This window comes from Mesorhizobium sp. NZP2298, assembly GCF_013170825.1.
Taxonomy (GTDB): domain Bacteria; phylum Pseudomonadota; class Alphaproteobacteria; order Rhizobiales; family Rhizobiaceae; genus Mesorhizobium.
Genome location: NZ_CP033365.1, coordinates 1,291,986 through 1,316,937, shown reverse-complemented (window position 1 = coordinate 1,316,937; position 24,952 = coordinate 1,291,986). Strand labels below are relative to the sequence as shown.

Annotated in this window: 26 protein-coding genes and 1 tRNA gene; 3 read left to right on the top strand and 24 right to left on the bottom strand. The window is 63.4% G+C overall.

Translation table 11 applies throughout. The features are described 5' to 3' along the window. Positions 1–91: 91 nt before the first annotated feature. The 9 genes from EB231_RS06330 to rsfS all read right to left on the bottom strand — a co-directional run bounded on the left by EB231_RS06330 (position 92) and on the right by rsfS (position 8,300). Positions 92–622, bottom strand: a complete 531-nt coding sequence (locus EB231_RS06330) for a nucleoside-diphosphate kinase (protein ID WP_172348077.1) — start codon at positions 620–622, stop codon at positions 92–94. A 14-nt stretch (positions 623–636) separates the two neighbouring features. After that, the gene (gene rnk, locus EB231_RS06325) at positions 637–1,059 is read right to left on the bottom strand and encodes a nucleoside diphosphate kinase regulator (protein ID WP_172348076.1); all 423 of its coding nucleotides are present in this window, start codon (positions 1,057–1,059) and stop codon (positions 637–639) included. A gap of 272 nt (positions 1,060–1,331) precedes the next feature. Next, positions 1,332–2,471 (bottom strand): alanine racemase, encoded by a 1,140-nt coding sequence (gene alr / locus EB231_RS06320; RefSeq protein ID WP_172348075.1) that lies wholly within the window; start codon positions 2,469–2,471, stop codon positions 1,332–1,334. A gap of 92 nt (positions 2,472–2,563) precedes the next feature. Beyond that, positions 2,564–3,085 (bottom strand): RNA pyrophosphohydrolase, encoded by a 522-nt coding sequence (locus tag EB231_RS06315; RefSeq protein WP_172348074.1) that lies wholly within the window; start codon positions 3,083–3,085, stop codon positions 2,564–2,566. Positions 3,086–3,120: 35 nt separating this feature from the next. Continuing rightward, entirely contained in the window at positions 3,121–4,299 is a 1,179-nt protein-coding gene (locus tag EB231_RS06310) for a divergent polysaccharide deacetylase family protein (RefSeq protein WP_172348073.1), read from the bottom strand. 195 nt (positions 4,300–4,494) lie between these two features. Then, positions 4,495–5,826: a S41 family peptidase gene (locus tag EB231_RS06305; RefSeq protein WP_172348072.1), complete on the bottom strand. Its 1,332-nt coding sequence runs from the start codon at positions 5,824–5,826 to the stop codon at positions 4,495–4,497. Position 5,827: 1 nt separating this feature from the next. Continuing rightward, the gene (locus EB231_RS06300) at positions 5,828–7,198 is read right to left on the bottom strand and encodes a murein hydrolase activator EnvC family protein (protein WP_172348071.1); all 1,371 of its coding nucleotides are present in this window, start codon (positions 7,196–7,198) and stop codon (positions 5,828–5,830) included. Between the two features lie 168 nt (positions 7,199–7,366). Beyond that, the gene (gene rlmH, locus EB231_RS06295; RefSeq protein WP_172348070.1) at positions 7,367–7,849 is read right to left on the bottom strand and encodes a 23S rRNA (pseudouridine(1915)-N(3))-methyltransferase RlmH; all 483 of its coding nucleotides are present in this window, start codon (positions 7,847–7,849) and stop codon (positions 7,367–7,369) included. A gap of 73 nt (positions 7,850–7,922) precedes the next feature. Next, positions 7,923–8,300: a ribosome silencing factor gene (gene rsfS / locus EB231_RS06290; RefSeq protein ID WP_023766075.1), complete on the bottom strand. Its 378-nt coding sequence runs from the start codon at positions 8,298–8,300 to the stop codon at positions 7,923–7,925. 243 nt (positions 8,301–8,543) lie between these two features. On the opposite strand from rsfS, the gene EB231_RS06285 reads away from it, so the two are divergent. Next, complete coding sequence (locus tag EB231_RS06285; RefSeq protein ID WP_172348069.1) at positions 8,544–9,395, top strand: mechanosensitive ion channel family protein; 852 nt, start codon at positions 8,544–8,546, stop codon at positions 9,393–9,395. A 57-nt stretch (positions 9,396–9,452) separates the two neighbouring features. On the opposite strand, the gene EB231_RS06280 is transcribed toward EB231_RS06285, so the two are convergent. The 7 genes from EB231_RS06280 to obgE form a co-directional block, all read right to left on the bottom strand. Further along, complete coding sequence (locus EB231_RS06280; RefSeq protein ID WP_172348068.1) at positions 9,453–10,751, bottom strand: MFS transporter; 1,299 nt, start codon at positions 10,749–10,751, stop codon at positions 9,453–9,455. 329 nt (positions 10,752–11,080) lie between these two features. Further along, positions 11,081–11,872: a hypothetical protein gene (locus EB231_RS06275; RefSeq protein ID WP_172352826.1), complete on the bottom strand. Its 792-nt coding sequence runs from the start codon at positions 11,870–11,872 to the stop codon at positions 11,081–11,083. Between the two features lie 26 nt (positions 11,873–11,898). Next, complete coding sequence (locus EB231_RS06270; RefSeq protein ID WP_172348067.1) at positions 11,899–13,215, bottom strand: metal-dependent hydrolase family protein; 1,317 nt, start codon at positions 13,213–13,215, stop codon at positions 11,899–11,901. Positions 13,216–13,560: 345 nt separating this feature from the next. Continuing rightward, complete coding sequence (locus tag EB231_RS06265) at positions 13,561–14,148, bottom strand: nicotinate-nucleotide adenylyltransferase (protein ID WP_172352825.1); 588 nt, start codon at positions 14,146–14,148, stop codon at positions 13,561–13,563. A gap of 72 nt (positions 14,149–14,220) precedes the next feature. Next, positions 14,221–15,507 (bottom strand): glutamate-5-semialdehyde dehydrogenase, encoded by a 1,287-nt coding sequence (locus EB231_RS06260; protein ID WP_172348066.1) that lies wholly within the window; start codon positions 15,505–15,507, stop codon positions 14,221–14,223. Positions 15,508–15,510: 3 nt separating this feature from the next. After that, a complete protein-coding gene (proB, locus tag EB231_RS06255; protein ID WP_172348065.1) occupies positions 15,511–16,647 on the bottom strand; it encodes a glutamate 5-kinase in 1,137 nt (378 codons plus the stop codon). 4 nt (positions 16,648–16,651) lie between these two features. Further along, positions 16,652–17,683 (bottom strand): GTPase ObgE, encoded by a 1,032-nt coding sequence (gene obgE / locus EB231_RS06250; RefSeq protein ID WP_172348064.1) that lies wholly within the window; start codon positions 17,681–17,683, stop codon positions 16,652–16,654. Between the two features lie 132 nt (positions 17,684–17,815). On the opposite strand from obgE, the gene EB231_RS06245 reads away from it, so the two are divergent. Next, positions 17,816–18,685, top strand: coding sequence for an endonuclease/exonuclease/phosphatase family protein (locus tag EB231_RS06245; RefSeq protein WP_172348063.1), 870 nt, complete (start codon positions 17,816–17,818; stop codon positions 18,683–18,685). A gap of 7 nt (positions 18,686–18,692) precedes the next feature. Here the strand turns inward: EB231_RS06245 and EB231_RS06240 are convergent, their stop codons facing one another. From EB231_RS06240 to EB231_RS06225, 4 genes are all read right to left on the bottom strand, one after another. Continuing rightward, the gene (locus EB231_RS06240; RefSeq protein ID WP_445299299.1) at positions 18,693–19,244 is read right to left on the bottom strand and encodes a GNAT family N-acetyltransferase; all 552 of its coding nucleotides are present in this window, start codon (positions 19,242–19,244) and stop codon (positions 18,693–18,695) included. 3 nt (positions 19,245–19,247) lie between these two features. Continuing rightward, a complete protein-coding gene (locus EB231_RS06235; protein WP_172348061.1) occupies positions 19,248–19,835 on the bottom strand; it encodes a GNAT family N-acetyltransferase in 588 nt (195 codons plus the stop codon). Between the two features lie 120 nt (positions 19,836–19,955). Next, positions 19,956–20,225 carry a 50S ribosomal protein L27 gene (gene rpmA, locus EB231_RS06230; protein ID WP_010912120.1) on the bottom strand — a complete coding sequence of 90 codons (270 nt, stop codon included), beginning with the start codon at positions 20,223–20,225 and terminating at the stop codon, positions 19,956–19,958. Between the two features lie 98 nt (positions 20,226–20,323). Next, on the bottom strand, positions 20,324–21,007 hold the full coding sequence (locus EB231_RS06225) for a 50S ribosomal protein L21 (RefSeq protein WP_172348060.1): 684 nt from the start codon (positions 21,005–21,007) through the stop codon (positions 20,324–20,326). Positions 21,008–21,426: 419 nt separating this feature from the next. Here EB231_RS06225 and EB231_RS06220 point away from each other — a divergent pair. Beyond that, positions 21,427–21,516: transfer RNA gene (locus tag EB231_RS06220), tRNA-Ser, on the top strand. Between the two features lie 3 nt (positions 21,517–21,519). Here EB231_RS06220 and EB231_RS35500 read toward each other — a convergent pair. The 4 genes from EB231_RS35500 to EB231_RS06200 all read right to left on the bottom strand — a co-directional run bounded on the left by EB231_RS35500 (position 21,520) and on the right by EB231_RS06200 (position 24,947). Next, positions 21,520–22,206 (bottom strand): DapH/DapD/GlmU-related protein, encoded by a 687-nt coding sequence (locus EB231_RS35500; protein ID WP_172348059.1) that lies wholly within the window; start codon positions 22,204–22,206, stop codon positions 21,520–21,522. Then, the gene (locus EB231_RS06210; RefSeq protein WP_172348058.1) at positions 22,203–23,528 is read right to left on the bottom strand and encodes a hypothetical protein; all 1,326 of its coding nucleotides are present in this window, start codon (positions 23,526–23,528) and stop codon (positions 22,203–22,205) included. The genes EB231_RS35500 and EB231_RS06210 overlap by 4 nt, the downstream gene beginning before the upstream one ends. Positions 23,529–23,859: 331 nt before the next feature. Then, entirely contained in the window at positions 23,860–24,741 is an 882-nt protein-coding gene (locus EB231_RS06205) for an efflux RND transporter periplasmic adaptor subunit (protein WP_172348057.1), read from the bottom strand. Beyond that, a complete protein-coding gene (locus EB231_RS06200) occupies positions 24,738–24,947 on the bottom strand; it encodes a DUF1656 domain-containing protein (protein WP_172348056.1) in 210 nt (69 codons plus the stop codon). Before EB231_RS06200 ends, EB231_RS06205 begins: the two co-directional genes overlap by 4 nt. Positions 24,948–24,952 lie beyond the last annotated feature (5 nt).

The following is a 24,952-nucleotide window of genomic DNA, read 5'->3' as shown; positions in this document are numbered from 1 at the left end:
ACGCCAGTGGCCGCGACCGCATTTCTCGATTTGCGCATGATCCCAGGTGAAAATCGATGCCGATTTTCGAGAACCCTGCGCTGTGGCCCATTCACGCCGCCGAGGGACCGGGGTCGTCGTCTTCTGTCTGCCGCATTCCGGCCGTCTCGCCAAGAGGCCGCCAATCGGCTGCGGCGCTATAGACGAGAGTGAGCCCGTGCGGTCGCCGGTCTTTCTGCCTGACCGCGCGCCGGGCAGCCTCCGGTTGGTAAAGCACGGCCTTGATCAGGATCGACTCCCGCCGGCCATCGGCGTGCTCGATCGAAGCCGTTTGGCCTTGCGCCATGCCAAGCATGCAGAGCCCGCGCCTGGTTGCCACCGACAGGCTCGAGCCGACCGGTCCGCGCACCTCGTTCTGCACCAGGGTGCGCGTCTCGGTGTGACCGGCATCGACGCTGAACACCACCCTGCTGTTCAGCGTAACGATATCAGGGCCGACCGAATCGATCGGGACGACATCGGCGCTTGAAAGCTTGTGTTCAAGCATGTGCACGATCGGATCCGCGAATGCCCGCCGGCGCTCCAGCATGACTTCGAGGACGGCGAAGTCCTTCGTCGTCAGGCAGCAATTCGTGCTCGTCATCACCGCCTCCACGATCAGCGCCGCTGCTGGCCGGAGGCCGGCGAGTCGACGGCTTCGATGGTCACCGACAGTTCCCGGCCGCCCCGACTGCTCCAGCACACCGCCTGCCCGATCGCCGCTCCGATGAGCGCCGTTCCCATCGGCGTCAGCACCGAAATTCTGTTTTCGGCAATGTCGGCTTCGCCGGGATAGACCAGCATGATGCGCTGGGTATCGCCGCCCTCGGCGCGGACCGTTACGATTGAACCCATGCGCACCACGCCGGCCGGCATCGCCGCCGCGTCCGTGATGACGGCCCGGTCCATTTCCGAAAGCAGTTCCTCGGCCGTCTCGGGGGCACGGTCGAGCAAGGCTCTCGCCAGGCCGGTCAACCTGTCATGGTCGGTGTCGCTGATCAGTATCTGGCTGCTTGGACGCAGTCCCGTAGCATGTTTCATGGCAAACCTCATGGATCGGCGCGTCGAACGAATGCGCGCTTGCCGCCGCACTGGCGGCGCTGCGAAAAGCCGCCAGCGGCAAAAGGCTGGACGGCTTGATGGCGATTTTGGATGTATGGATGCCCCGGTACGGACGGACGCCAAAAGGCGGCCGCGCCGGGGCTACGATCCCGCGATCGGGCAGACCCTGAACAAGGTTCTGATGTAAGCGAGGTTGCTCATGCCCCGAACCTTGCCGACAGGCGCCCGCTTGTCAAGCGTGGCCAAACCGCTCAACCGCCGACATAGTGCCGGTGAAAGCGGGGACCAAGACTGGCCAGGATTTCATAGCCGATGGTGCCGGCATGGCCGGCGGCATCGTCGACGCTCTGCGAAGGACCCAGCAGCTCGACGAGATCACCCTCGCGCAATCTGCCGGGCGGCAGGGCGGAAATGTCGAGAATGATCGAATCCATCGACACGCGCCCAAGGAAAGGCAAGCGTATCCCTTCGAACCAGGCTGCCGAAGCGGAACGTCGCAGCCAGCCATCCGCATAGCCGAACGAAATCGTCGCCAGGCTCAACGGACCGTCCGCGTAGTAGGTGTGACCGTAGCCGATACCAGTGCCTTTTTCGACCCGGCGCGTCTGCGCCACCTTGGCCTGCAGCCGCACCACGGGCAGCATTGGATTGGGCGCGCCTGGCCTCGGATTGATGCCGTAGAGCGCCGCGCCCGGCCGGGCGAGATCATAGTGATAGCGCTGACCAAGAAAGATGCCGGAGGAGTTGGCGAGCGAAGCAGGCACCTCGGGCAGCATGGCGCGCAGCCGCTCGAAAGCCAGCCGCTGTTCTTCGTTGGCCGGATGGCGCGGCTCGTCGGCGCAAGCCAGATGGCTCATCACATATCTGACGTCGATTCCATCGAGCGCGCTGGTATCCTTGGCCACCGCCTCGACCTCGGCTGGCGCCATGCCAAGCCGCGACATGCCGCTGTCGACCTGGATGGCGGCCGGAAGCCGGCGCCTGGCGTCGCTCGCGGCCGCGCTCCAGGCTTTCAACTGCACACCGCTGTTGATCACCGCGCACAGGCCGGCCGCCACCGCTTCCGGCTCGGAACCCGGCGGCAGTCCATTCAGCACGTAGATTTCCGGTTCGCTCCCAACCACCTCGCGCAGCGCGATGCCTTCGGCCAGCAGCGCGACGAAGAAGATGTCGCAGCCTTCTTTCATCAAGGCCAGTGCCACCTGCGCGGCACCGAGACCATAGGCATCGGCCTTGGCCACGCCGGCGCAGCGCACGCCGCCCAGCCTTGTCTTCAGACGCCGGTAGTTTTCGCGGATCGCATCGAGATCAATGGTCAGGATTGCTCCGGCCGCCGCTTCGCTTATGGCAACAACGTCCTCGGGCGGCAATTTTATGGGGGCGTCGTTCATGGCGACCCTCCTTGTGGCGGATAAGCATCAATAGGACCGCTGGGCCGGCGCGGCAACTGCGGCCCTTCGAACCATTGCAGCCATCCGTCCAGCTATGGCACGAGGTGCCGGAACGCCGCCACCACGTCTTCATAGACCTTGCGCTTGAACGGCACGATCAGGTCGGGCAGATCTCGCATCGGCCGCCACGACCATTTGTCGAATTCGGCGGTGTGGCCGCCCGGCGGCGGATTGATCTGGATCTCGCTGACATCGCCATGGAAGCGGAAGGCGAACCATTTCTGAGTCTGGCCGCGATAGCGCCCTTTGAAGGCGATACCGACCAGATGGTCCGGCAGATCGTAGTTTATCCACCCCGGTGCCTCGGCGAGCAGCGAGACGCCGCGCATGCCGGTTTCCTCATAGAGCTCCCGCTCCGCGGCCTGCAGCGGCTCCTCGCCCTTGTCGATGCCGCCTTGCGGCATCTGCCAGAGCCGCGTCGCGCCTGCGAATTCGCTGTCGGGTTCGACGATACGATGCCCGACCCAGACCAGGCCTTCGCCATTGAGGATCATCAGTCCGACACAGGGACGGTAGGGTAGCGTTTCGCGGTCGACCTTTTTCGTCTTCGCCATTATCTGTGCTCCGAGAGGTTCGCGGCCAGGCGTGGCTAGCCTTTTTGCGGGTCTATCGCCACCGCTGAAATCGGCACGATCTCGATGCCGCGCTTCTTGGCCTCGGCAATCCAGGATGAGACGGTGTCGACGGTCAGGTCGAAGGCCGAGCCAATGCCGACGGCGGTTCCCTTGGCCCGCGCGGTGGCTTCGAGACTGTCCAGCTTCTTCAGGATGGAGCCCCGATCCTGCACCGCGTCGATCGCGGTGTCGCCGGCGACGAAGGGCACGCCGTCCTTCAGCGCCAGGTCGGGCGCCAGGCTGCGCGCCGACGAGCCATCGTCGATATAGGCAAGCCCGCGTTTGCCGAGTTCGGCCATGAAAGGCTCCATCGCCGCCGTATCGGCGGAGAAACGCGCGCCCATATAGTTCATGACACCGGTATAGTTCGTCGTTCGCGACAGCGCCCAGTGCAGGTTCTTCAGGTTCTCTTCGGCGCTCGCCGCCACCATCAGCGTGTTGCGGCCGGGATTGACGTTGGGATAGTCGAACGGTTCGAGCGGCACCTGCATGACGATCTCGTGGCCGCTCTGTCGGGCGGCCTGCATCCAGCGGCCGATGCTGTTGCCTTGCGGCGCGAAGGCCAGCGTCACTTCCGGCGGCAGCTTGGCGATCGCCGCCTGGGTGCCGGTCTGGGAGACGGCAAGCCCGCCAATGACGATCGCCACCCGCGCCCCGCGCGCGCCGGACCATGGCCGCGCATAGACATCGAACGGCCGCCTTCCGTCGGCGGAGCGTATCGGCAAGGGTCCGGTATCGCTGGCTTCGATCAGCGCCCTGTCGGGAAGATGCGCGATCTTCAGGTTCTGCCCGATGCTCGAAGGGTCGCGAATGACGATGGCTGCCTGCGGCGGACCATCGCCCTCCTCCTTCTGCACATGGATGATCTGGGGACCACCGGTCTTGGCTGGCGTTTCAACCTTTGACGACGCGACGGGGGCCAGGGCGGATGGCGCGGCGGCGGGCTCGGCCGCCGTCACTTTCGGCGTCGAAATGGCGACCTCTTGCGGCTTGCGAAACGGCTTGTCCCGGAGCGCGATCGCGGCCGAAACGCCGACCACCGCCAGCACGACAATGCTCGCCGCGACAATGCCCACGCTGACCTTGCCGGCGGCGCGCGGCGTCCGGACGGTCTGTCCAAGCGGGCGTTCAATGTCCTTGCCGATATCAGCCAAGCCCTGTCCCCGGAGCGCATGGTTCCGAAAGCGACCCCTTCGGCAAGACAAGCGCAAATTCATCAACCCCGGCGCACCCCTGGCGCCATATCTGGGGGCCTCGCCTTGCCCCCGAATCAAACTGCCGGAACCTTTCGGCCCCGGCAGCATCGCATTGCTTCGTTCAGGCGGCCAGACTGTTGCTGGCCGTGAATTTTACTGGTTGAGCACGGCCTTTTCCGGATTGGGCGGGAAGGCCGGATCGGTCTTCTCGCCGCGCAGCAACTGCTCGGCGAAGATCAGTTGCAGATCGTCCTTCGGATCCGGCGGCACATAGGCTGCCGAGCCCGAGCCCGTCGAGCTCTCATCGGCGCCCTTGATATGGCCTTTGAGGTCGGATTCGCCGCGCGTCAGGTCCCTGCCCTGCAGTTCCGGCGGTAGAGGCTGGTCGACCTTGATGTCGGGCGTGATGCCCTTGCCCTGGATCGACTTGCCCGACGGCGTGTAATAGAGCGCCGTCGTCAGCCGGAGCGCGCCATTCTCGCCGAGCGGAATGATGGTCTGCACCGACCCCTTGCCGAAGGACTGCGTGCCGACCACGGTGACGCGGCGCAGATCCTGCAGCGCGCCGGCAACGATTTCGGAAGCGCTGGCCGAGCCGCCATTGACGAGCACGATCATCGGCTTGCCGTTGATGTCATCGGTCTGCTTCGGCTTGGCATCGAAGCGGGTGACGTCCTTGGGATCGCGACCGCGCGTCGAGACGATCTCGCCGCGCTTCAGGAAGGCGTCGGACACGCTCACCGCCTGGTCGAGCAGACCACCCGGATTGAGGCGCAGGTCGAGCACATAGCCCTTCAGCTTGTCGTCCGGCACCTGCTTCTTGATCGTGTCGATGGCGTTCTCGAGGTCGTCATAGGTCTTTTCGGTGAAGGAAGTGATCTTCATGTAGCCGATGTCGTTCTCGACCCGGAACTTGACCGCCTTGACCTTGATGATGTCGCGCACCACCGTCAGCTCGATCGGCTTGTCCGCGCCCTGGCGCAGGATGGTGAGCTTGATCGGCGTGTTGACCAGGCCGCGCATCTTGTCGACCGCGTCGTTGAGCGTCAGGCCGCGGACCTCTTCGCCGTCGATCTTGGCGATGTAGTCGCCGGCCAGCACGCCGGCCTTGGCGGCAGGCGTGTCGTCGATCGGCGTGATCACCTTGACCAGGTCGTTCTCCATGGTGACCTCAATGCCGAGGCCGCCGAACTCGCCCTTGGTCTGCACGCGCATATCCTGCGCCTGTTCGGCGTTCATGTAGGAAGAGTGCGGATCGAGCGAGGAAAGCATGCCGTTGATGGCGTTCTCGACCAGCGACTTGTCGTCGGGCGGCGTGACATATTGCGCCCGGACCCGCTCGAAGATGTCACCGAAGATCGCCAGCTGCTTGTAGGTCTCCGACCCCGCAGCGTTTGCCGACGAGCCAGGAGCACCATAGACAAGGCTCATGGCGGACGCGCCCATCAGCGCACCGGCAAACAGAAGCGACAGTTTCCGCATCATTTCACGTCCTTCCAGAAAAACGGTCCGCCCACCATGGGGCCGGATCGACGGGTTTTCCATCCTTGCGGAACTCGACATAGAGTTCCGGCGTGGCATTTGCATTCTTCGAAACCGAGGTGCTTGCCACCCGGGCCTCTCCCATCGCGCCGACCGGCTCTCCTGCGAGCACCGACTGGCCAGTCACGACGCTGATTCTGCTCATCCCCGCCAGAACGACATGATAACCGTCGCCGGCATTCAGGATCAAGAGTTGACCATAGGAGCGAAACGGCCCCGCATAAAGCACATTCCCATCCGCCGGCGCGGTAACGATGGCTCCCGATTGTGTCGCAAGCATGTCGCCAAGCATCACTGCGCCGTTACCGTCATCGGCGCCGAAACGGCGCTTGATGCGGCCGGTGACCGGCAGCGCGATCTGCCCCTGCAGCGCCGAGAACGGGGCCGTCGCGGTGAGCCGGTTGCCTTCGGGGACAGGGATTGCCGCCAGCGATGCCGTTGTGTCGCCGCCCGTCTTATCGTCACCCGCTTGGCCCGCGGCGGCCACCTTGGCGGCATCAGCGGCCTTGCGGGTCTTGTCGGCCTGCGCTTCGAGCGAGGCGATCAGGTCCTTCAGGCTGGAGGCCTTGGCCGCCAGTTGCTCTGAACGCTGTTGTTCGGCCGCCATTTGCGCCTGCGTATCGGCCTCGAGCTTCTGCTTGGCTTCGAGCAGCATGCCGAGCCGCTTCTTTTCCGCCACCTGCTCGCCGACCGCTTCCGTCAGCCGCGCCCGCTCGGCCTCGATCGAAGCCGTCACCCGGGTCTGCTCCTTGAGGTCGGCCAGCAGGCGGTCGGTCTGCTGGCGCAATTCCGGCACCACGGCGCCGAGCAGGATGGCGCTGCGCACCGACGACAGCGCGTCCTCCGGCTTGACCAGAATCGCCGGCGGCGGGTTGAGTCCCATGCGCTGCAACGCGCCCAGCACTTCGGCCAGCACGTCGCGCCGCGCCACAAGCGACGCGCGGATCTTCTGTTGCTGGCCCTTCAGCCCCTCCAGCTTGGCGCCGATATCCTCGATGTCCTGGCCAAGCTTCTGCTCGGTCATCGCCGACTGGATCAGCGCGGCGGTGATCGAGGCATGGTCCTTCTTGACCGCAGCGATATCGGCGGCAAGCTTGGCCAGCCGTTCCGACGACAGCGTTATTTCCTTGGAAACCTGCTCGTACTCGGCGCGGCTCTGGTCCGGATCAGGCGCCATGTCGAGCGTGTTCTCGGCCCGCGCCGCGTGGAGCGACAAAAGGATCGCCGCCGCCGCGATGCCGCAACGCGCGCGCCCGAAGCGCCCGGTTGATGAGCCCCTTGTTGAGCCCGGTGTCGATTTCCAGCCTTCAGACATTCCCGGTCGACTCTATCCGCGGCTTCGTTAACGAACCATCAACCATGTTAACGCCTGTCGCCCAAAACCGCGCGGTTGTACTGGGATAACGGCATGCACATGGAAAGATAGTCTCCCAGCCCGATCTCGCGCGGCATTGGGGCGGAATTCGGTGCGATTCGGGAGCTTTCAGGATCTGTGATAGGGGTGGCCGGAAAGGATCGTCGCCACCCTGTAGAGCTGCTCCCCCACCATCACCCGAACCAGCTGATGCGGCCAGGTCAGCGCACCGAACGACAGCACCAGATCGGCTTGGCCGCGCAGCGACGAGTCGTGACCATCGGCGCCGCCTATGGCGAGTACCAGCGCCTTGCGCCCGCCATCGCGCAACTGTCCGATGCGATCGGCGAAATCCTGCGAGGAAAGGCTCTTGCCGCGTTCATCGAGCAGGATAAGGGCCGTGCCCGGCTGCAACTGCGCCAGCAGCCTCGAGCTCTCGTCACGTTGGCGTTCGCTGGCGCTTTGCGCGCGACCCTCGGCAATCTCGGTGACCCCGGAGAATTCGAGCCCGACCGCGGGTCCGCTCTTGGCGAAGCGCTCGAAATAGCGGTCGGCCAATTCCCTCTCGGGGCCGGCTTTCATTCGGCCCACGGCATGAACTGAAATCTTCATCCCGCCTCTATAAGCCGTTAATGCACGTCACCCAAAGGCGAAATCCGACTTCCGGGCAACGACACGAAGCAGCTTAGTGAAGGGTCTCTTCCTCGAGATCCGGCGCCTGCCACATCTTTTCGAGATTGTAGAATTCGCGGACTTCGGGGCGGAAGACGTGGACGATGATATCGCCCGAATCGATCAGGACCCAGTCGGCACCGGAGAGCCCCTCGACGCGCGCCGTGCCGAGGCCGGCATCCTTGAGCGCCTTGAGGAGATGGTCGGCGACAGCCGAGACATGACGGTGCGATCGGCCCGACGCGACAACCATATAGTCGCCGAGGCTCGATTTCCCCTGAATGTCGATTGAGACAATATTTTCGGCCTTGGAGTCTTCCAGACTGGCAAGGACTGTCTTGATGGCGCGGGACACGGCGTCGTCTACGCTGATCCCGGCCGGCGAAGGCATGATATCGGCCTTCTTCCGCAGTGCTGTTCTCAGTGTATTTCCTTTCGCAGCAAGAACAACCAAATCACCCCCAAAAGCAGGTGACACCACTTAGATAGGCAGAGTTCCGTTGCAGTTTCAAGACGCAGCCCCGACTCACGCGAACTCGCCGATTGCCCGCTTGTTCCATGCGGCACGCAAAAAAGATCGGAACCCAGGCGTCGCGCGGCGGTTATCGGCTGACCGACCAACCGGAATCACGCCATGCCGATCGACCCGCAAGACACCCTTCTCACCGTTCAGGCCGGCCTCGCGCAGCTCAGCACGCTGATCGTCTCCTATTCCTTCTCCGCCATCGGCGCCGTCATCCTCCTGGTGGTCGGTTACATCGTCGCAGGCCTCGCCGAGCGTTCGATCTTTGCCGGCCTGGGTCATATCCACGGTTTCGATGCGACGTTGCGGCATTTCTTTTCCAAGATCGTTCGCTACGCCATCCTGATCCTCGTCGTCATCATGGTGCTCGGCCAGTTCGGCGTGCAGACCGCCTCGATCATCGCCGCCATCGGCGCCATCGGCCTCGCCATCGGGCTGGCGCTGCAAGGTACGCTGCAGAACATCGCCGCCGGCATCATGCTCCTGGCGCTGCGGCCGTTCCGCATCGGCGAATCCGTCGAGGTCGGTTCCATTGCCGGTTCGGTCGAGGAAATCGGCCTGTTCGCCACCAAGCTCAGGACCGCCGACGGCCTCTACATACTGGCGCCCAATTCGACGCTGTGGAACCAGCCGGTGCGCAATTTCTCGCGCAATGGCGTGCGCCGCGCCGATATCAGCCTGAGTATCGGCTCGTGGAACGACATCGACGGCGCCCAGAAGACATTGCTTGCCATTGCCGGCGCCGAGAAACGCATCCGTCGCGAACCGGCGCCGATCGCCTTCGTGGCAAGCCTCGGCGACACGACCGTTTCGCTTACCTTGCGCTACTGGACCTCGGCGGCCGACTACTTCTCCACGAATATCGACATGACGAAACGCGCCAAGCAGGCTTTCGACAGCGAGGGTATTTCCATTCCGCTGCCGCCACCGGAAGCGCCGGCGCCCGAAGCTCGCAAGCAGTAAGCAATCGCGGCAATCCGGAGCGGTTTCCGCCCGGCGTTGCGGCGAGACAAACAGCCTTCAGTCCTTGGCCCGGCCTGCGGGCTCGTCCGGCGCATAGGCGAGTTCGACCGGCAGCGGCGCCTGCGCCGTCATCGGTGCGAAGCTGCCGGTCTCAGTGGCAGGCACGGCCTGTGTGGTGAACACACGCAACAGCACGAAAAGGCAGAAAGCACAGGCAATGACGATTGCCACATAGATGAAGGCTTGCGTGCCGAAGACGGCCGACAGCGCCGTCACGATGCCCGGCACCACAAAACCGGCCAGCGACCAGGCAAACAAGAGCGAGCTGGACAGCGTCACCATGTCGTCCTTGCCGGCACGGTCGGCGGCATGCGCGCTGGACAGCGAATAGATCGATTCCGAGGCGCCGTCCCACAAGATATAGATCACCAGCAGCGCCGGCAGCGCGCCGCCGTCGAAACCGAGCGCGAACATGCCGGCCGCCGCAGCTAGCGCGGACGCTCCGATCAGCACGTAACGGCGGTCGGTGCGGTCGGAAATCCAGCCGAAGGGAAGCTGCAGGATCAGCGTGCCGAGCGGCATCACCGAAAGCAGCAGCGCCACATCGGCCTGGCTGTAACCCTTGGCCGTCGCATGGATCGGCGCGAAACCCGCAATCGACATGGACAGCCCGCCGACCGCCAGCATGCCGGCAACACCGACCGGCGAGATCCGCCAGGCGCGGCGCAGCGCCACCGAGGCCGCCTGCGGAGCGGGTGGCTGCGCCAGCCGCGTCATGCCGACGGGCAGGATCGACAGAGCGGTGAAGACGATGCCGATCAGCGGCGCGTCCGCCGTTTTGATATCGACCAGCGCCAGCGTCGCATAGCCGACACCCAGCCCGGCGACGTAGGCGACGTAGAAAAAGGCCATCACCCTGCCACGTATCGCATTGGCGACCGCATCGTTCAGCCAGCTCTGCGCGACGATGAACAGGCCGCATATGGCAAAGCCGTAAAGGGCACGGGCGGCGATCCACAAAACCGGATACGGCCCGGCGCCGACGGCGGCATTGGCCAGCGCGATCAGCGCCGACAGCACCATGAAGGCGCGGGCATGGCCGACTCTGCGCACCAGTGGTCCGGTGAGGATGCAGCCGGCGAGGCCGCCGGCCGACAGGCCGGTTATGATCAGCCCGGCCCAGGTCGGATCGAAACCCTCGACGCCGAGCCGGACCGGGATGTAGGCGAACATCAGCCCGTTGCCGATGGCGATCAGCGCCATCGACACGATGACGCTGGCAATCGCGATCAGCGGCGTGGGCGCACTGCCATGCCCGCGGTCGGTTTCGGTGCGGTTTTCATCGAGAATCGGCATGTCTGCTCAGGATTGCCTGGGAAACCCTGCCAAGGGAGCAATAAAAGCGACATGGCAGCGGCGGCAGCCGCTTCACGGTGCTTGAAACGACGCTTTGCCGGCCAAACTCCTGTGCAGTACGTCAATTGGATATCTAGATCTTTACGGCACGGCTGCAATCAAAGGAACACGACGAATACTCCAAGGTGGATCGCACCGTGCAGCGTGGTCGTTCGGCCCGTACACCGTTGAGCACGATCATGATCGATGTACACGGCCTTCAGACAACCCATCGGATTGGGTCGCATTCATCGGGGGGCCTGACATCGTCATCGATTGGGCACGGATCATTAGAATCGCCAGGTCACCCCCAGCACCGGCCCAGACAATCGAGAATCGAAGACGTGACCGCCGGACTCGTAGTCGACACTGAGTACTTTGTAGCCACCCGAGACGGAAAGATGGTCGTTTATGATGTAGTTGGCGGTTGCCAGCACCTGCCAGGTGGTTTTGGACCCGACGTTGAAGCCGCCGACATCCGCCTGAACCTGCGCCGAGAGTTTGTCCGTCATCCTGAGAAAGGCGCGCGCGCCAACGACCGGATCAGCCCATCCAAAGCTTTCCTTGTAGCTGCCCGACAATCCTGCCGCCTGCACGGTCACCCGGTTGGAGATATGCCACAAGCGAACACCGCCCAGCGCATCCAGGGTGAAGGCTGGACTGTCGTAGACACGATAGCCGGCCTGCAGTGTCGATGTGAATTCCTTGGTGTCCACGCTGCCGCTGATGCTGGGGATTTGCGGCAATGGCGGGGGCAGGGGCGGAAGCGGGCCAGTTGCTTTCTCGTCTGTCGTGTCGACATACATGGCGTCGGCGGAGAAGACCAAGCGGTCGTAGCGCCCCCATACATTGATGAAGCCGCCGATGTTCAAATCATTCATGACGTCCGAGAATGATTTGTCGACACCAATGGTCGGTGCCCTGCGGAAAGGCGATATGTCGCCGTTGATGCCCGCCGCCCAGAGATAGGGCGTGACCTGCAGGGCCCAGTTCTTTTCGCCATCCGCGGTCGTATCGGCGCTTCCCGCAAGCACGTCAGCCGCCCTTGCTTCCATGGAAACGAAGGCGGAGACGGCAAGCATGCCTATCCCAAGGATTGCTCTCAAGATCATCCCCCCAGCGTGTTCTTGTGGATGCGCCCATCCTTCATGATGAGCTTCAACGTCCGATCCGGATTTGCGATGAGGGAAATGTCCTCGAGCGGATTGCCGTCGACGATGAGCACGTCGGCATAGGCGTCGGGTTCGATGCGTCCGAGTTTTCCGGGGTACGGATTGCGCGGGCCGGAAAGGCCGGCAAGCTCGGCATTGCCGCTGGTCAGCAGCCGCAACACATCGACATTTTCATACCACCGGCTGAACTTGGCGAGTTGCTTTCCCTGTGTCGAGGTGCCTTTCGGGTTGAACAGGATATCCGTACCCAGGGCCATCTTGATTTTGTATTTGCGCCCAAGCTCGACGGCCCGCGCCGTACCTTCGGCGATTGTCTGCTGCTGCGCGCGCTGTTCCGGCAAGGCGTAGGTGTTGGCATCCTCGTCGGCAAGGAAGGGCTGGATGCTCCACCACGCATCTGCATCGGCTATGCGCTTGGCGGTCTCCTCGTCGGCGAGTTGGCCATGCTCGATCGACTTCACACCGCTGGCGACCGCACGCTGCACGGCGGCGGGCGTATAGGCGTGGATGCACACATAGGTGCCCCAGTCTGCCGCCGCGGATACGGCAGCCTTCATCTCGGCTTCAGTGTATTGCACAACATCGATCGGGTCGTACGGCGAGGCGACGCCTCCCCCGCCCATGATCTTGATCTGGCTCGCCCCCAGCATGAGCTGCTCGCGTACACGGCGCAGGACTTCCGCCTCACCATCGGCGATCTCGGCGATGCCAGCCTCTTCCGCCAGGCTTGCGTTGCTTTGCGGCGTGCGCGGCAAATCCGTGCGCATGCGGAAGTCGCCATGCCCCGAAGTTTGCGAGATCATGGCGCCGGAAGGATAGATGCGGGGACCCACCAGTCGCCCTTCATCGATGGCGCGCTTCAAAGCAAATGACGGACCACCGACATCACGAACCGTCGTGAAGCCGCGCAACACTGTCCGCTCGGCCTCCTGCGCGGCGACGAGATGGACGTAAGGGACGTCGGCTGTCATGGCCGCGACCTGCGAGATACCGGCAAGCAAGGCATGCCAGTGGGCATCTATCATGCCCGGCATCAGCGTGCCACCTGCGCAGTCGATAACCTCGGCATCGGCAACCGTTTCGCTGGCGCCAAGCAGAGCCTTGATCGTCTTCCCGTCGATAAGGACAGACTTGCCTTCGATGAGCTTGCTTGCCTGGCCGTCGAAGATCCTGGCATTGCTGAGCAGGATCGGCTTACCCGCTGCCTGCGCGAAGGATGGGGATGCAAGGCCGAGCGCCGAAACACCGAACATCCCGGCGATACCGGAAAGAACAGAGCGGCGTGAAATGTCTCTGTTCAATCGATCGAAGAGGTTGAGTGCAAGCGGACTATGACAAGGGCAGTCCAACCCGTGCGCCAAGCCCCCATACCTTTTGCCGAAACTAATTCTCACAACAACTTCCCCCGCCGAAAAGAGGTAAAAATTAAAGAGATAAAAATTGATGTAGACAGCGCTCGCACGCGATCAACTGTATCGCCGACGAACTCGTCTTTGATGGCAGAGGCGCCGTAGCCCGTCAATGTCAGGGTTGCGATAGCAGCGAACGCTGCCGGATCGCTCACTTACTATTGAGCGCTGTCGGTGATGCTGGACCAATCACCCCTTTGCCATCTTCCGGATCGCGCTCGACGACAGCGACGAGCGCGGGCCGTGGATGAAGGTCCAGGCCGGCGCCTTCATGCGGGCGAGCCGCGGCGCGTCGCCTTCGTCGATGCGGGCATAGTCGAAGGTCTTGGCGACGACCGACGACAGGAACGACAGCGTCGCGCCCGGACGGTCGATGACCGCGATCGGGAAGGTCAGCACGATTTCGCGCCAGCGCTGCCAACGGTGAAAGTCGCGCAAACTGTCCGCGCCCATGATCCAGACGAAGTCGACGCCCGGATTGCGCGCCTTGACCAGGGCCAGCGTGTCGGCGGTATAGCGCACATGATGCGCCGCCTCGAAGGCGGTGACCTTGATTTTCGGGTTCTTGGCGATCCGCTCCGACAGTTGCAGCCGCTCGGCCAGCGGCGCCAGCTCGCGCGTGCTCTTCAACGGATTGCCTGGCGTGACCATCCACCACAGCTGGTCGAGCGCCAGGCGCCTGAGCGCAATCTCGGCGACCAGTGCATGACCGGCATGCGGCGGGTTGAACGAGCCGCCGAACAGGCCGACGGTGAGGCCCTTTTCGGCATGCGGCATCTTCAGGTAACGGGAGGGGACCGCCGGTTCGGAGGATGCCAGCATAGCCTCAGGCTCTAGCAACGAAAAGCGTCAAGGCCTCACCTGTCCCGACCCGCGCACGCGGTATTTGAAGGAGGTCAGTTGCTCGACGCCGACCGGCCCGCGCGCATGCATCTTTCCGGTGGCGATGCCGATCTCGGCGCCCATGCCGAACTCGCCGCCATCGGCGAATTGCGTCGAGGCGTTGTGCAGCAGGATGGCCGAGTCGATCTCGTTGAAGAACCGCTCCACCGCCTTCGCATCTTCGGCGATGATCGCCTCGGTGTGATGCGAGGAGAAGGTCTCGATATGCTCGATCGCACCGCTGACGCCGTCGACCAGCTTCACCGCGATGATGGCGTCGAGATATTCCGTCACCCAGTCGGCATCATCAGCCGGCTTGGCATCGAAAAACAGTTTCAGCACTTCGGCATCGGCATGGATCTCGCAGCCGGCGGCGCGCAGTGCGTCGAGGATCGGCACCAGATGGGTGGACGCCACCGCGCGGTCGACCAACAGCGTCTCGGCCGCGCCACAGACGCCGGTGCGCCGCATCTTGGCGTTGACGGCGATCTTCACCGCCATGTCGAGATCCGCCGAGCGGTCGATGTAGAGGTGGCAGATGCCTTCGAGATGGGCAAAGACCGGCACGCGCGCCTCGCTCTGCACCCGCCCGACCAGGCTTTTGCCGCCGCGCGGGATGATGACGTCGAGCGTACCGCCAAGCCCCTTGAGCATCTCCCCGACAGCGGCGCGGTCGGTTGTCGGCACAAGCTGGATGGCGTCTTCAGGCAGGCCGGCGGCCTTCAGGCCTTCGACCAGGCAGGCATGGATGGCAGCGGACGAATTGAGCGAATCCGAGCCGCCGCGCAGGATCACCGGATTGCCGGCCTTGAGGCACAGTGCGCCGGCATCGGCCGTGACGTTCGGCCGGCTCTCATAGATGACGCCGACGACTCCGAGCGGCGTGCGCACGCGCTCGATCTGCAGGCCGTTCGGCCGCTGCCATGCGGCGATGACATCGCCAACCGGATCCTTGAGTTCCGCGATTTCGCGGATGCCGTCGGCCATAGCGCGGATGCGAGCCGGATTGAGCTTCAGCCGATCCATGAAGGAGGCGGACAGCCCAGACTCGTGGCCATTCGACACATCGATGGCATTGGCGTCGAGAATATCCTGTTCCCGGGCGACGATCGCGTCGGCCATGGCAAGGAGCGCGGCGTTCTTGGCGTCGGTGGTTGCGATGGCCAGCGGTCGGGCGGCGGCGCGGGCGCGGCGGCCGATATCGGCCATCAGCGCCACGGTGTCATCCCCGGATTTTTCATGCAGCTTCAGCATGGCTTATCCTCCGCTTATGTCGCCCCCGGCGTGACTCACCACGAGGTCGTCGCGGTGGATCATCGCCGAACGCGCTTCGTAACCGAGCACGGTTTCGATCTCGGCCGTCTTCAGGCCAGCGATCCTTACGGCATCGGCGGCATCGTAGGCAACCAGTCCGCGCGCGATCTCGCGGCCCTCGGGCGACAGGATCGCCACCGTATCGCCGCGCGAAAAATTGCCGCTGACCAGCTTGACGCCGGCGGGCAGCAGCGATTTGCCCAACGTGAGCGCGCCGACGGCGCCGGCATCGACCGTCAGCCGGCCGGCCGGTTCGAGTTGGCCGGCGATCCAGGTCTTGTAGCCCTTGACCGGATTGGCGCTGGGCCGGAAGAAGGTCGCGCGCTCGCCGCGCTCGATCGCCATCAGCGGCGACAGCCGCGTGCCCGAAGTAATGATCATGGCGGTGCCTGCGGCGGTGGCGATCTTGCCGGCATCGAGCTTGGTGCGCATGCCGCCGCGCGACAATTCGGACGCGGCCGCTCCCGCCATCGCCTCGATGTCGGGTGTGATGCGGTCGACCACCGGGATGAATTTGGCCTGGGGATCGCGCGCCGGCGGTGCGGTGTAGAGCCCGTCTATATCGGAGAGCAGCACCAGCAGATCCGCGCCCATCATTGTCGCCACCCGCGCGGCCAGCCGGTCATTGTCGCCATAGCGGATTTCGGAGGTGGCAACCGTATCGTTCTCGTTGATGACCGGCACCGCCTTCATCTTGAGCAGCGTCGAGATCGTCGCCCGCGCATTGAGATAACGCCGGCGTTCCTCGGTGTCACCAAGGGTCAAAAGGATCTGGCCCGACCTCAGGCTGCCCTTGCCGAGCGCATCCGACCAGGCGCCGGCGAGCGCGATCTGGCCGACGGCGGCAGCCGCCTGGCTCTCCTCGAGCTTCAGCGCGCGCTTGCCAAGGCCAAGGATGGTGCGGCCAAGCGCGATGGCACCGGACGACACGACGAGAATTTCGGCGCCGCCCTCGGCGAGCACGGCGATGTCGTCGGCGAGCGAAGCCAGCCAGTCGCGCTTCAGGCCGCTCGCGCGGTCGACCAGCAACGCCGAGCCGATCTTGACGGTGATGCGCCGGTATTTTTTCAGCGACTGCATGGCACTACTTTTCCCAGCGCGTCTCGACCACGGGTGCAGCCTCCGCGCGCGCCTCGGCAATCACCGCCATCAGCGCCCGCAGTACCGCTTCGACACCTTCGCCGGTGACGGCGGACAGAAGCATCGGCGCGCGGCCGGCGGCGCGCTTCAGCGAGGCGACCTTCTTCTTGCGCCCATCCGCATCGAGCGTGTCGACCTGGCTGAGCGCCAGGATCTCGACCTTGTCGGTCAGCCCCTGGCCATAGGCTTCCAATTCGGCGCGCACGGTCTTGTAGGCCTTGCCAGGATTTTCCTCCTGGGCCGAAACCAGATGCAGCAGCACGCGCGTGCGCTCGACATGGCCGAGGAAACGGTCGCCAATGCCGACGCCCTCATGCGCGCCTTCGATGAGGCCCGGAATGTCGGCGATGACAAATTCGCGCGCATCGATGCGGGCGACACCAAGGCCGGGATGCAGCGTCGTGAAGGGATAATCGGCGATCTTCGGCTTGGCCGCGGTGACGGCCGCGAGAAATGTCGACTTGCCGGCATTGGGCAGTCCGACCAGCCCGGCATCGGCGATCAGCTTCAGCCGCAGCCAGATGTTGAGCTCCTCGCCCGGCAGGCCGGGATTGGCGCGGCGCGGCGCCTGGTTGGTCGAAGTCTTGAAATGCTGGTTGCCGAAGCCGCCATTGCCGCCCTTGGCAAGCAGGAAACGCTGGCCGACCACGGTAAGGTCGCAGATCAGCGTCTCATTGTCTTCCTCGAACACCTGGGTTCCGGCCGGCACTTTCAACGTGACGTCGGCGCCCTTGGCGCCGGTCATGTTGCGGCCCATGCCGTGGACGCCGGTCTTGGCCTTGAAATGCTGCTGGTAGCGATAGTCGATCAGCGTGTTCAGCCCGTCGACCGCTTCCAGCCAGACGTCGCCGCCACGGCCGCCATCGCCGCCGTCCGGCCCGCCGAACTCGATGAACTTCTCGCGCCGGAACGACACCGAACCGGCGCCCCCGTCACCGGAGCGGACATAGACCTTGGCTTGATCGAGAAATTTCATGGGATTGCAGTTTCTTTTATTGGCCTTGCGGCATTGCTCTAAACCTTGGGCCTTGCTCTAAACCAAGGTGCGGCGAAGGGCGAGGCCGTTTTATGACAATGGCCGCGCGGGGTGGGCCTGAGAGATGTCGGTATGAAGCTTGTAACCTACAACATCCAGTACGGCATCGGCCTTGATGCGCACTACGATGTCGCGCGTATTGCCGACGCGGTACGCGGCGCCGACGTGATCGCGCTGCAGGAGGTCACTCGCAACAATCCCAGGAACGGCAACCGCGACATGGTCGCTGAGATCGGCGAGGCGCTGCCCGACTATTTCGCCGTCTATGGCAGCAATTTCGAGGTCAATATCGGTTCGCGCATCGAAAACGGCCGCGCCATCACCACGACCTTCCAGCTCGGCAATATGGTGTTGTCCAAGACGCCCATTCATCTGTCGCGCAACCTGCTTTTGCCGCGCAGCCGCAGCTTCGAGATGATGAACTTCCAGCGCGGCGCGCTGGAAGCGCTGATCGAGACATCGCTTGGTTTCATCCGTTTCTATTCCATCCATCTCGATCATCGCAGCCCCGTGGAACGCGCCAGCCAGATCCAGTTCCTGCGCCGGCGCCTGTTGAACTACGCGCTCGAAGGCGGCGCGCTGTCCGGCGTCGCCGAGATCGGCCTGCCGGAACTGCCGCATCCCGAGGCCTTTGTGGCCATGGGCGATTTCAACATGCTGGCCGCCTCGCCCGAATATGTCGAACTCGCCGGCCGGCCGGACCATGAGTTCGGTATGCCGCTGACCGCCGACTTCGCTGTCGATGCCGCCGTGCGCCTGGATGTCGCCGGCGACGATCTCGTCAGCTGGGTCGATCCCAAGGATCCTGCCAATGCCAGCCGCCACAAGCGCATCGACTATGTCTTCACCAGCGCCTCGCTTGCCCGGTCGCTGAAGCGCCTGTGGGTCGACCGGAAAGCAGCGGGTTCGGACCACCTGCCCGTGTGGGTCGAACTGGGCTGATGACCACTCATCCCGCAGCGTTTTCGCGTTCGACGATCGCCATCACGATCGCATCGCGATATTCCCCATCGATATAGATCGCGTCGCGCTGCACGCCCTCCCTGACAAATCCGACCTTGTCGTAAAGCGCGATGGCGCGGGCATTGTCGGAATGCACGAAAAGCTCGATACGGACAAAGCCGTCCTTGCGCGCCTGCGCCACAGTTGCATTGATGAGCTTCCGTCCAAGGCCATGCCCGCGATAATGCGGGACAATGCCCATCCCAAGCGTGCCGCGATGAGCGTGTATGGGCCGATCATGGCGAGTGATGTCGCACCAGCCGACAACCTCGCCACGAACGGCGGCTACATAGCCTGGATCGCCCCTTGCGATTCGGTCCATCACAAATCTTCTGGCTTGATCCAGCGGCGGCGCCTCGAGAAAGGACAAGTACTTTCGCTCACGCGAAACGACATCGAGCGCGTGATGAAAGCTTTCGATGTGCCCAAGCGCTAGCGGCGCGATCTCGACCGATTCAATATCGCTGCTGTCCTCAACCATTGGCCTCACCGGTGCCATGCATCAGAAATGCACCCAGTTGCGCAGGCTCGTCCACGTCTTGCGGTCCAGCCTGTAGCGCTCGACCGGCACCTGGCCGGCGACGATCGAGTTCAGCATGCCTTGGCCCGCATACTGGAAACCGCACTTGTGGATCACCCGGCGCGAGGCCGGATTGATGACCCGCGTCGAGGCATGCAGCACCTGGATCGAGGTCTTCTGGAAGGCAAGGTCGACCAGTGCGTGGGCGGCTTCGGTGGCATAGCCCCGCTTCCAGTGGGGTTCGCCGATCCAGTAGCCGAGCTCCAGCCCGCGATCGGTGGTGTTCAAGCCCGCGCAGCCGACGAAAGTGTCGGTGCCGGCCAGCGTCAGGGCATAGGCAATGCCGGCCCGGCGCGACCTGGTCATGGCGAGGAAGGCGCGCGCCTCGTCCTCGCCATAGGGATGCGGCATGCGCGCCAGCATCTCGGCGACATGACGGTTGTCGGCAAGCTTGACCAGTTGCGCGATGTCCTCTTCGCGCGGCGCCCGCATCACCAGCCGTTCGGTGACCAGCACCGGGCAGTCTATCGCGTAACTTTCGTCTTCACTGTCTTCCGCTTCGGCAACCATTTGAACGTCCTCCAGGCACAAGAAAAAGGGGAGATGGAAACCCATCTCCCCTGATCCTTTTCCTGGTTTTGCCAGACACCGGTTCCCGAGATGGGCGCCGGTGTTCTAGTGCGGAACCGGCTACTCCGCGGCTTTGGTAATCGGGTTGACCGATACGTAGGTTCGGCCGTTGGCTTTTTTGTTGAACGTCACGGCGCCGGATTCGAGCGCAAAAAGGGTATGGTCCGTGCCCATGCCGACATTGACGCCGGGATGCCAGGTGGTGCCGCGTTGACGAATGATGATGTTGCCCGGGATGACGGCTTCGCCGCCGAACTTCTTCACGCCCAGACGCTTGGAATGCGAGTCGCGACCGTTGCGCGACGAGCCGCCAGCTTTCTTGTGTGCCATCTAACTAACTCCGTTGCGCCGCAAGGCGCCTAAAAGGCCTTATGAACGCGTTCGCGTTCCGTTTCAAGTCCGATCCGGCTGATGTTTCGCCGGAAAAATTACTTCTTGGCCAGTTCCTTGGCCTGTTCGCGCCAGTCCTTGATCTGGTCGGCGCTGAACGGCATGTGCTCGTCGATCTTGGCGACGTCCTTGTCGGTCAGCTTGGCCATCTGCGCGAAGGTGATGATGCCCTGCTCGGCGAGATCCTTGGCGGCGACCGGGCCGATGCCCTTGATCACGGTCAGGTCGTCCGGCTCGCCCTTCGGCGCCTTGAACAGCGGCGCGGCGGCCGTCTCGGCCTTCGCTTCGTCCTTCGGGGCAGCCTCCGGCTTGGCTTCCTTCTTGGCCTTGGCTTCCTTCGGCGCGGCCTCGGCGGCGACTTCAGCCTTGGCTTCCGCCTTCACGGCCGCCTTCTTGGTCGGCTTGGCGCCACCCAGCAGGATCTCGGAGATCCGCACGGTGGTCAAAAGTTGGCGATGGCCGATCTTGCGGCGCGAATTCTGGCGGCGGCGCTTCTTGAAAGCGATGACAGTGCGGTTCTTGCCCTGCTCGACGACTTCGGCGGTAACCAGGGCGCCGTCGACGAACGGCGCGCCGAACGTGACATTCTCGCCCTCGCCATGCGCGAGCACGTGGCCGATCTCGACGATATCGCCGACATTGGCTTCGACTTTTTCGATCTTCAGGAGATCGTTGGCGGCGACGCGATACTGCTTGCCGCCCGTTTTAATGACTGCGAACATTTTTTGCCTTTCGCTGTTCGGTCGGCCTTGATGAACCGCGTCTGGCGGTTCGGCCGTCTTTTTGTCAGTCTGCGGGTTCAAAAAACAAGCGGCGCGGAAGAACCCTCCACGCTGATTGCGCGCTGTCCCTAACCGAAGGTTGAGCGGGAGTCAAGGCAACACTCGTTGGCGGGCCTGTTATTGGCGGCGGCCGGCCGGCCAGCGGTCTTTGCGGCAAGGCCTGTGGCGCGCTGGAGAAATCGGCGACGGCCACGATGACCGTCAAGATCGGCGATGCCCTGGCGGGCCGATGCGCGGCGAATGCCGCCCGTGAAACCCATGCTTGTCCGGCAAGCCAAATATCGGTGGATTTGGCCTTGTAACCTGCCCGTTCAGCCGTTATCTAGTGCGCCGCGCCGGCAACGGCCGACCATGACCGCGGAGAGGTGGCAGAGTGGTCGAATGCACCGCACTCGAAATGCGGCATGGGTGCAAGCCCATCGGGGGTTCGAATCCCTCCCTCTCCGCCACTTTCATCCGTCTCTTGTCACACTGGCAGATGCCGGGGTTCCGCGCACGGTCACGCCGGGCTGGACGCTGCGCGTGACCACCGAGGCGGCGCCCACCGTTGCGCCGGCACCAATTTCCACACCGGGCATCAATTGGACGGCGCTGCCGATACGGACACCCTGCCGAACGACAACGGGACCGGCAGGTGTCCTTCCCTTGGGACTGAACGTGGTGGCGAGCGCGACAACGTAGGGCCCGATGGCGCAGTCGCTTTCGATAATGGTCCCTGCCGGAAATCCGCAAAACCCTTGGATTCTCGTGTTTTCTCCGATGACGCACTTGCTCCCCACCGTACAGGAGAAACCAACGCTGCTTCTTCCCTCAAGACGCGCGCCTTCGCGGATCAGGGCATGGTCACCGATATAGGCGTCGGGGCCGGTTATCGCCCCGGAGCAGACGATGGCGTAGGCGCCAACGATTGTTCTCTCGCCTATATCGGTCGGCTGCTGAACTGCTGGCTGGGCAACCGAACCAGGATTCGATTGGCTTGGCCTGCCTATTATGGCGCCATGCTCGATACGGGCCCCGCGGCCCAATCGCGTTCCGGGATAGAGAACGACATAGGCGCCTATGGAGACGTCGTCCGCGATTTGAACATCGTCCGCGCACATGAGGTAAGGGGCGCGATCGGACTTCTTCAACTCGTTCATTCTGTCAGCCTTCGATAGTGCTTGCGTATCAGGCGCTTTATCTTCGCAATGACGACGCGGCGATTGATTTGGGACATGTGGATTTTCACGCCCGGTTCATCCGTGGTGTCTTCGGACAGCTTGCCCTGATCAACCTCGAGGTCCCGGTCGATTTTCGCTGCCATCCGAAGCCGGAGTTCGTTTCGCTCTTCCCCTGCTGTCGGGATGCTGAGCTCCCTCGTCAGTTGCTCGAGCGTGCGGCGGTATTGTTCGTTCTCGCCGCGAAGTCGGCTGACTTCATCCTCGGCCCTTTTGGCGCGCTCGGCCACCGGCCCAAATGCTATCCGGGCAGACAGCAACTTGGATTCCGACCTCCAGTTCGACGCCACCAATCTCGAGAGCTCAAGCTTCGGCGTGGTCCGGCTTGCCGTCGGCCTTGCCAGATCCGAACACAGATCGATCATCTGCTGGGCATGGATTCGAGCGTGATGATGCATCATCACCAGTTTCCGATTCGCCATTCCCATGAGGGGATCATAGGCAGCTAGATCGGTCACCAGTTGTGCGGGATCAAAGGGGCGCGATAGAGCGAGCCCCGCGAACGCGTCGGCCTCCATCGCCTCATAGACCTGTGGAGTTACCCAGCCATCCATCCCAAAGACGTCGTACACATAGGCAGGCCGACCGCAGGACATGGCATCCAGGATCGCCCGGGCCTTCCCCACGACGATATCGGCCTCCGCGATGGCTTGGACAATGTCGGCCGAATTGGTGCCGGCGGGGCTGCCGACCTGCGTGAACTCGACCCCGGCGCCGCTCCACGCGTCGACCAGAAAGCGCTTTGCCTCGCCTTGCAGATAATTCCCCAGCAAAAGCGCTTTCTTCGGCTGTTTGCGGGCTGCGCCACGGGGCGCCAGCCTGTCCACATCGATCGGTTGGCGAAAGCGAACAATCCGATGCTTCGTGGCCAGGGCACGAAGTCGATCTTCAAATCGCTCGCTCATGACAACAACCGCGCCGACCACGCCAGGAACAGCCGGAGGCGTCTGCAATTCGAAAAGCGGGCTGTGGCAGATAAAAGCGTGAGGAACCTCTGGCCATCTGGCCGACATCTCATAGGCGACAACGCCGTCCTGGCTGAGCACGACATCGGGCGTTGGCAGCTCGAGATCCGTGGCAATCCTGATCGCACGCTCCCTGGCCACCTGAGCCATCTTCCCAGGTGCCTTCACATAGATCGTGATGTCGTGGCCAAGCTTCAGGAACTGTTCGGCAATCGTTATTGCATAGGTCTCGCTGCCGCCAACATCATCGAACTGATAGGTTCCTAGAACTATTCTCACAGATGGGTCCTGGCACAATTTTTCGGCAGCGAGCGAAGCCGGTCAGCACTGCCGCCCGCCGGCAAACGATCTCACGACCATGGCAATTCGATTCGGCGAGGGAGGACATATCCGTGATCTTCATATCAGCCCCCTTTCAAAGCCAGCATGACGTATTTTGGCAAAGCATGTCAAAACCGGAGTCGTCTCCGCGCCGTGAGCACGGGACGCCCGGCCACCATGCTCGGCCAGCCGGATGGTGAACATCATCAGCAAGCGAATGCCGATGCTGATCAGCGCGTCTTGCCGTGATCACGGCTACGTAGTGGACGCACCGCGCGAGGCGGACGCCTCATTGCGCCGTAGCGCGATCGATGGTCACCGTTGCGGAAGTCCCGGCAACCAGCCTCGCCGTGGTGGCCGCGTCGCTGTCGATCACGATATGCACGGGAACGCGCTGCGCGAGCCGCACCCAGGTGAAGGTCGGATTGATGTCCGCCAGCAGCGTGCCCGAGCTGCGTTCGCGGTCCGCGATTCCCGCCGCGATGCTTGCGACATGGCCGGACAAGGAGTTTGGCCATCCCATCAGCCTGATGGATGCCTTGGCGCCGATCCCTATGCGCGGAAGTTTCGTCTCCTCGAAATAGCCCTCGATGCGCATCGTGTCGGTGTCGACGAGCGCCATGGTGGCCGTGCCGGGGGCGACATAGTCTCCCGGGCGAAGGCTGAGATTGGTGATGATGCCATTCACCGGCGCCCGGACTTTGGAACGGTCCAGATTGAGCTGCGCCAGGTCGCGCGACGCGCTGGCCTGCAGGCTTTCCGATTCCGCCTCGGCCACCGCCGACCGCGCTTCCTCGATCTGCTGGACGCTGACCGCCGAAGCGGTCAGGCGCTGAAGCCGGTCGAGGTTTCGCTTGGCCTGGTCGAGCGTTGCCTGCTTCCCCTCCACCACCGCCTGCGCCTGTGCGAGCGCCACGGCGAAGCGTTGGCGGTCGACCTGGAAAAGAGCATCGCCCTTCTTCACCGCCTGGTTGTCCTTGACCATGACCTCGGCCACCAGGCCCGACACGTCAGGCGTGACGCCGACGACGTCGGCGCGGACATGCGCATCACGCGTCCATGGAGCATTCATGTTGTCGTCCCACAGCTTCCAGGCGGCGACGCAAGCGACGACAACGACGATAGCGGTGACGAGGATCCTGCCGGTAAGGCGCAGAAAGCGGTACTTCATGACAACAGCCGATTTGAAAGCGAGGACAATGCCCCGAGGATGAGGATGTAGAGCGCGAGATTGAAGAGCGCCCTGTGCCAGACGAAGGAATAGAGGCCTGTCCACGACAGCACTTGCCAGACGATCCGCGCCACGACGAAGGCCGCCAGCATCAGGACAAGGAGACCCGGCAGATAGACGCCGGCTATGCTGATATCGCTTTGCATGATCG

What these genes read in the sequence shown, in the direction of transcription:
- alr (WP_172348075.1), bottom strand. Translation starts at nt 2,471, where the DNA reads ATGAACGACGCCCCCATAAAATTGCCGCCCGAGGACGTTGTTGCCATA.
- obgE (WP_172348064.1), bottom strand. Translation starts at nt 17,683, where the DNA reads ATGAAATTTCTCGATCAAGCCAAGGTCTATGTCCGCTCCGGTGACGGG.
- EB231_RS06265 (WP_172352825.1), bottom strand. Translation starts at nt 14,148, where the DNA reads ATGCCGCATGCCGAAAAGGGCCTCACCGTCGGCCTGTTCGGCGGCTCG.
- EB231_RS35500 (WP_172348059.1), bottom strand. Translation starts at nt 22,206, where the DNA reads ATGAACGAGTTGAAGAAGTCCGATCGCGCCCCTTACCTCATGTGCGCG.
- EB231_RS06330 (WP_172348077.1), bottom strand. Translation starts at nt 622, where the DNA reads ATGACGAGCACGAATTGCTGCCTGACGACGAAGGACTTCGCCGTCCTC.
- EB231_RS06200 (WP_172348056.1), bottom strand. Translation starts at nt 24,947, where the DNA reads ATGCAAAGCGATATCAGCATAGCCGGCGTCTATCTGCCGGGTCTCCTT.
- EB231_RS06280 (WP_172348068.1), bottom strand. Translation starts at nt 10,751, where the DNA reads ATGCCGATTCTCGATGAAAACCGCACCGAAACCGACCGCGGGCATGGC.
- EB231_RS06300 (WP_172348071.1), bottom strand. Translation starts at nt 7,198, where the DNA reads ATGTCTGAAGGCTGGAAATCGACACCGGGCTCAACAAGGGGCTCATCA.
- rsfS (WP_023766075.1), bottom strand. Translation starts at nt 8,300, where the DNA reads ATGCCTTCGCCGGCCGGGATCAGCGTAGACGACGCCGTGTCCCGCGCC.
- proB (WP_172348065.1), bottom strand. Translation starts at nt 16,647, where the DNA reads ATGCAGTCGCTGAAAAAATACCGGCGCATCACCGTCAAGATCGGCTCG.
- EB231_RS06225 (WP_172348060.1), bottom strand. Translation starts at nt 21,007, where the DNA reads ATGTTCGCAGTCATTAAAACGGGCGGCAAGCAGTATCGCGTCGCCGCC.
- rlmH (WP_172348070.1), bottom strand. Translation starts at nt 7,849, where the DNA reads ATGAAGATTTCAGTTCATGCCGTGGGCCGAATGAAAGCCGGCCCCGAG.
- rnk (WP_172348076.1), bottom strand. Translation starts at nt 1,059, where the DNA reads ATGAAACATGCTACGGGACTGCGTCCAAGCAGCCAGATACTGATCAGC.
- EB231_RS06235 (WP_172348061.1), bottom strand. Translation starts at nt 19,835, where the DNA reads ATGGTTGCCGAAGCGGAAGACAGTGAAGACGAAAGTTACGCGATAGAC.
- EB231_RS06270 (WP_172348067.1), bottom strand. Translation starts at nt 13,215, where the DNA reads ATGTTCGGTGTTTCGGCGCTCGGCCTTGCATCCCCATCCTTCGCGCAG.
- EB231_RS06205 (WP_172348057.1), bottom strand. Translation starts at nt 24,741, where the DNA reads ATGAAGTACCGCTTTCTGCGCCTTACCGGCAGGATCCTCGTCACCGCT.
- EB231_RS06240 (WP_445299299.1), bottom strand. Translation starts at nt 19,244, where the DNA reads ATGGCACCGGTGAGGCCAATGGTTGAGGACAGCAGCGATATTGAATCG.
- rpmA (WP_010912120.1), bottom strand. Translation starts at nt 20,225, where the DNA reads ATGGCACACAAGAAAGCTGGCGGCTCGTCGCGCAACGGTCGCGACTCG.
- EB231_RS06315 (WP_172348074.1), bottom strand. Translation starts at nt 3,085, where the DNA reads ATGGCGAAGACGAAAAAGGTCGACCGCGAAACGCTACCCTACCGTCCC.
- EB231_RS06305 (WP_172348072.1), bottom strand. Translation starts at nt 5,826, where the DNA reads ATGATGCGGAAACTGTCGCTTCTGTTTGCCGGTGCGCTGATGGGCGCG.
- EB231_RS06245 (WP_172348063.1), top strand. Translation starts at nt 17,816, where the DNA reads ATGAAGCTTGTAACCTACAACATCCAGTACGGCATCGGCCTTGATGCG.
- EB231_RS06275 (WP_172352826.1), bottom strand. Translation starts at nt 11,872, where the DNA reads ATGCTTGCCGTCTCCGCCTTCGTTTCCATGGAAGCAAGGGCGGCTGAC.
- EB231_RS06260 (WP_172348066.1), bottom strand. Translation starts at nt 15,507, where the DNA reads ATGCTGAAGCTGCATGAAAAATCCGGGGATGACACCGTGGCGCTGATG.
- EB231_RS06285 (WP_172348069.1), top strand. Translation starts at nt 8,544, where the DNA reads ATGCCGATCGACCCGCAAGACACCCTTCTCACCGTTCAGGCCGGCCTC.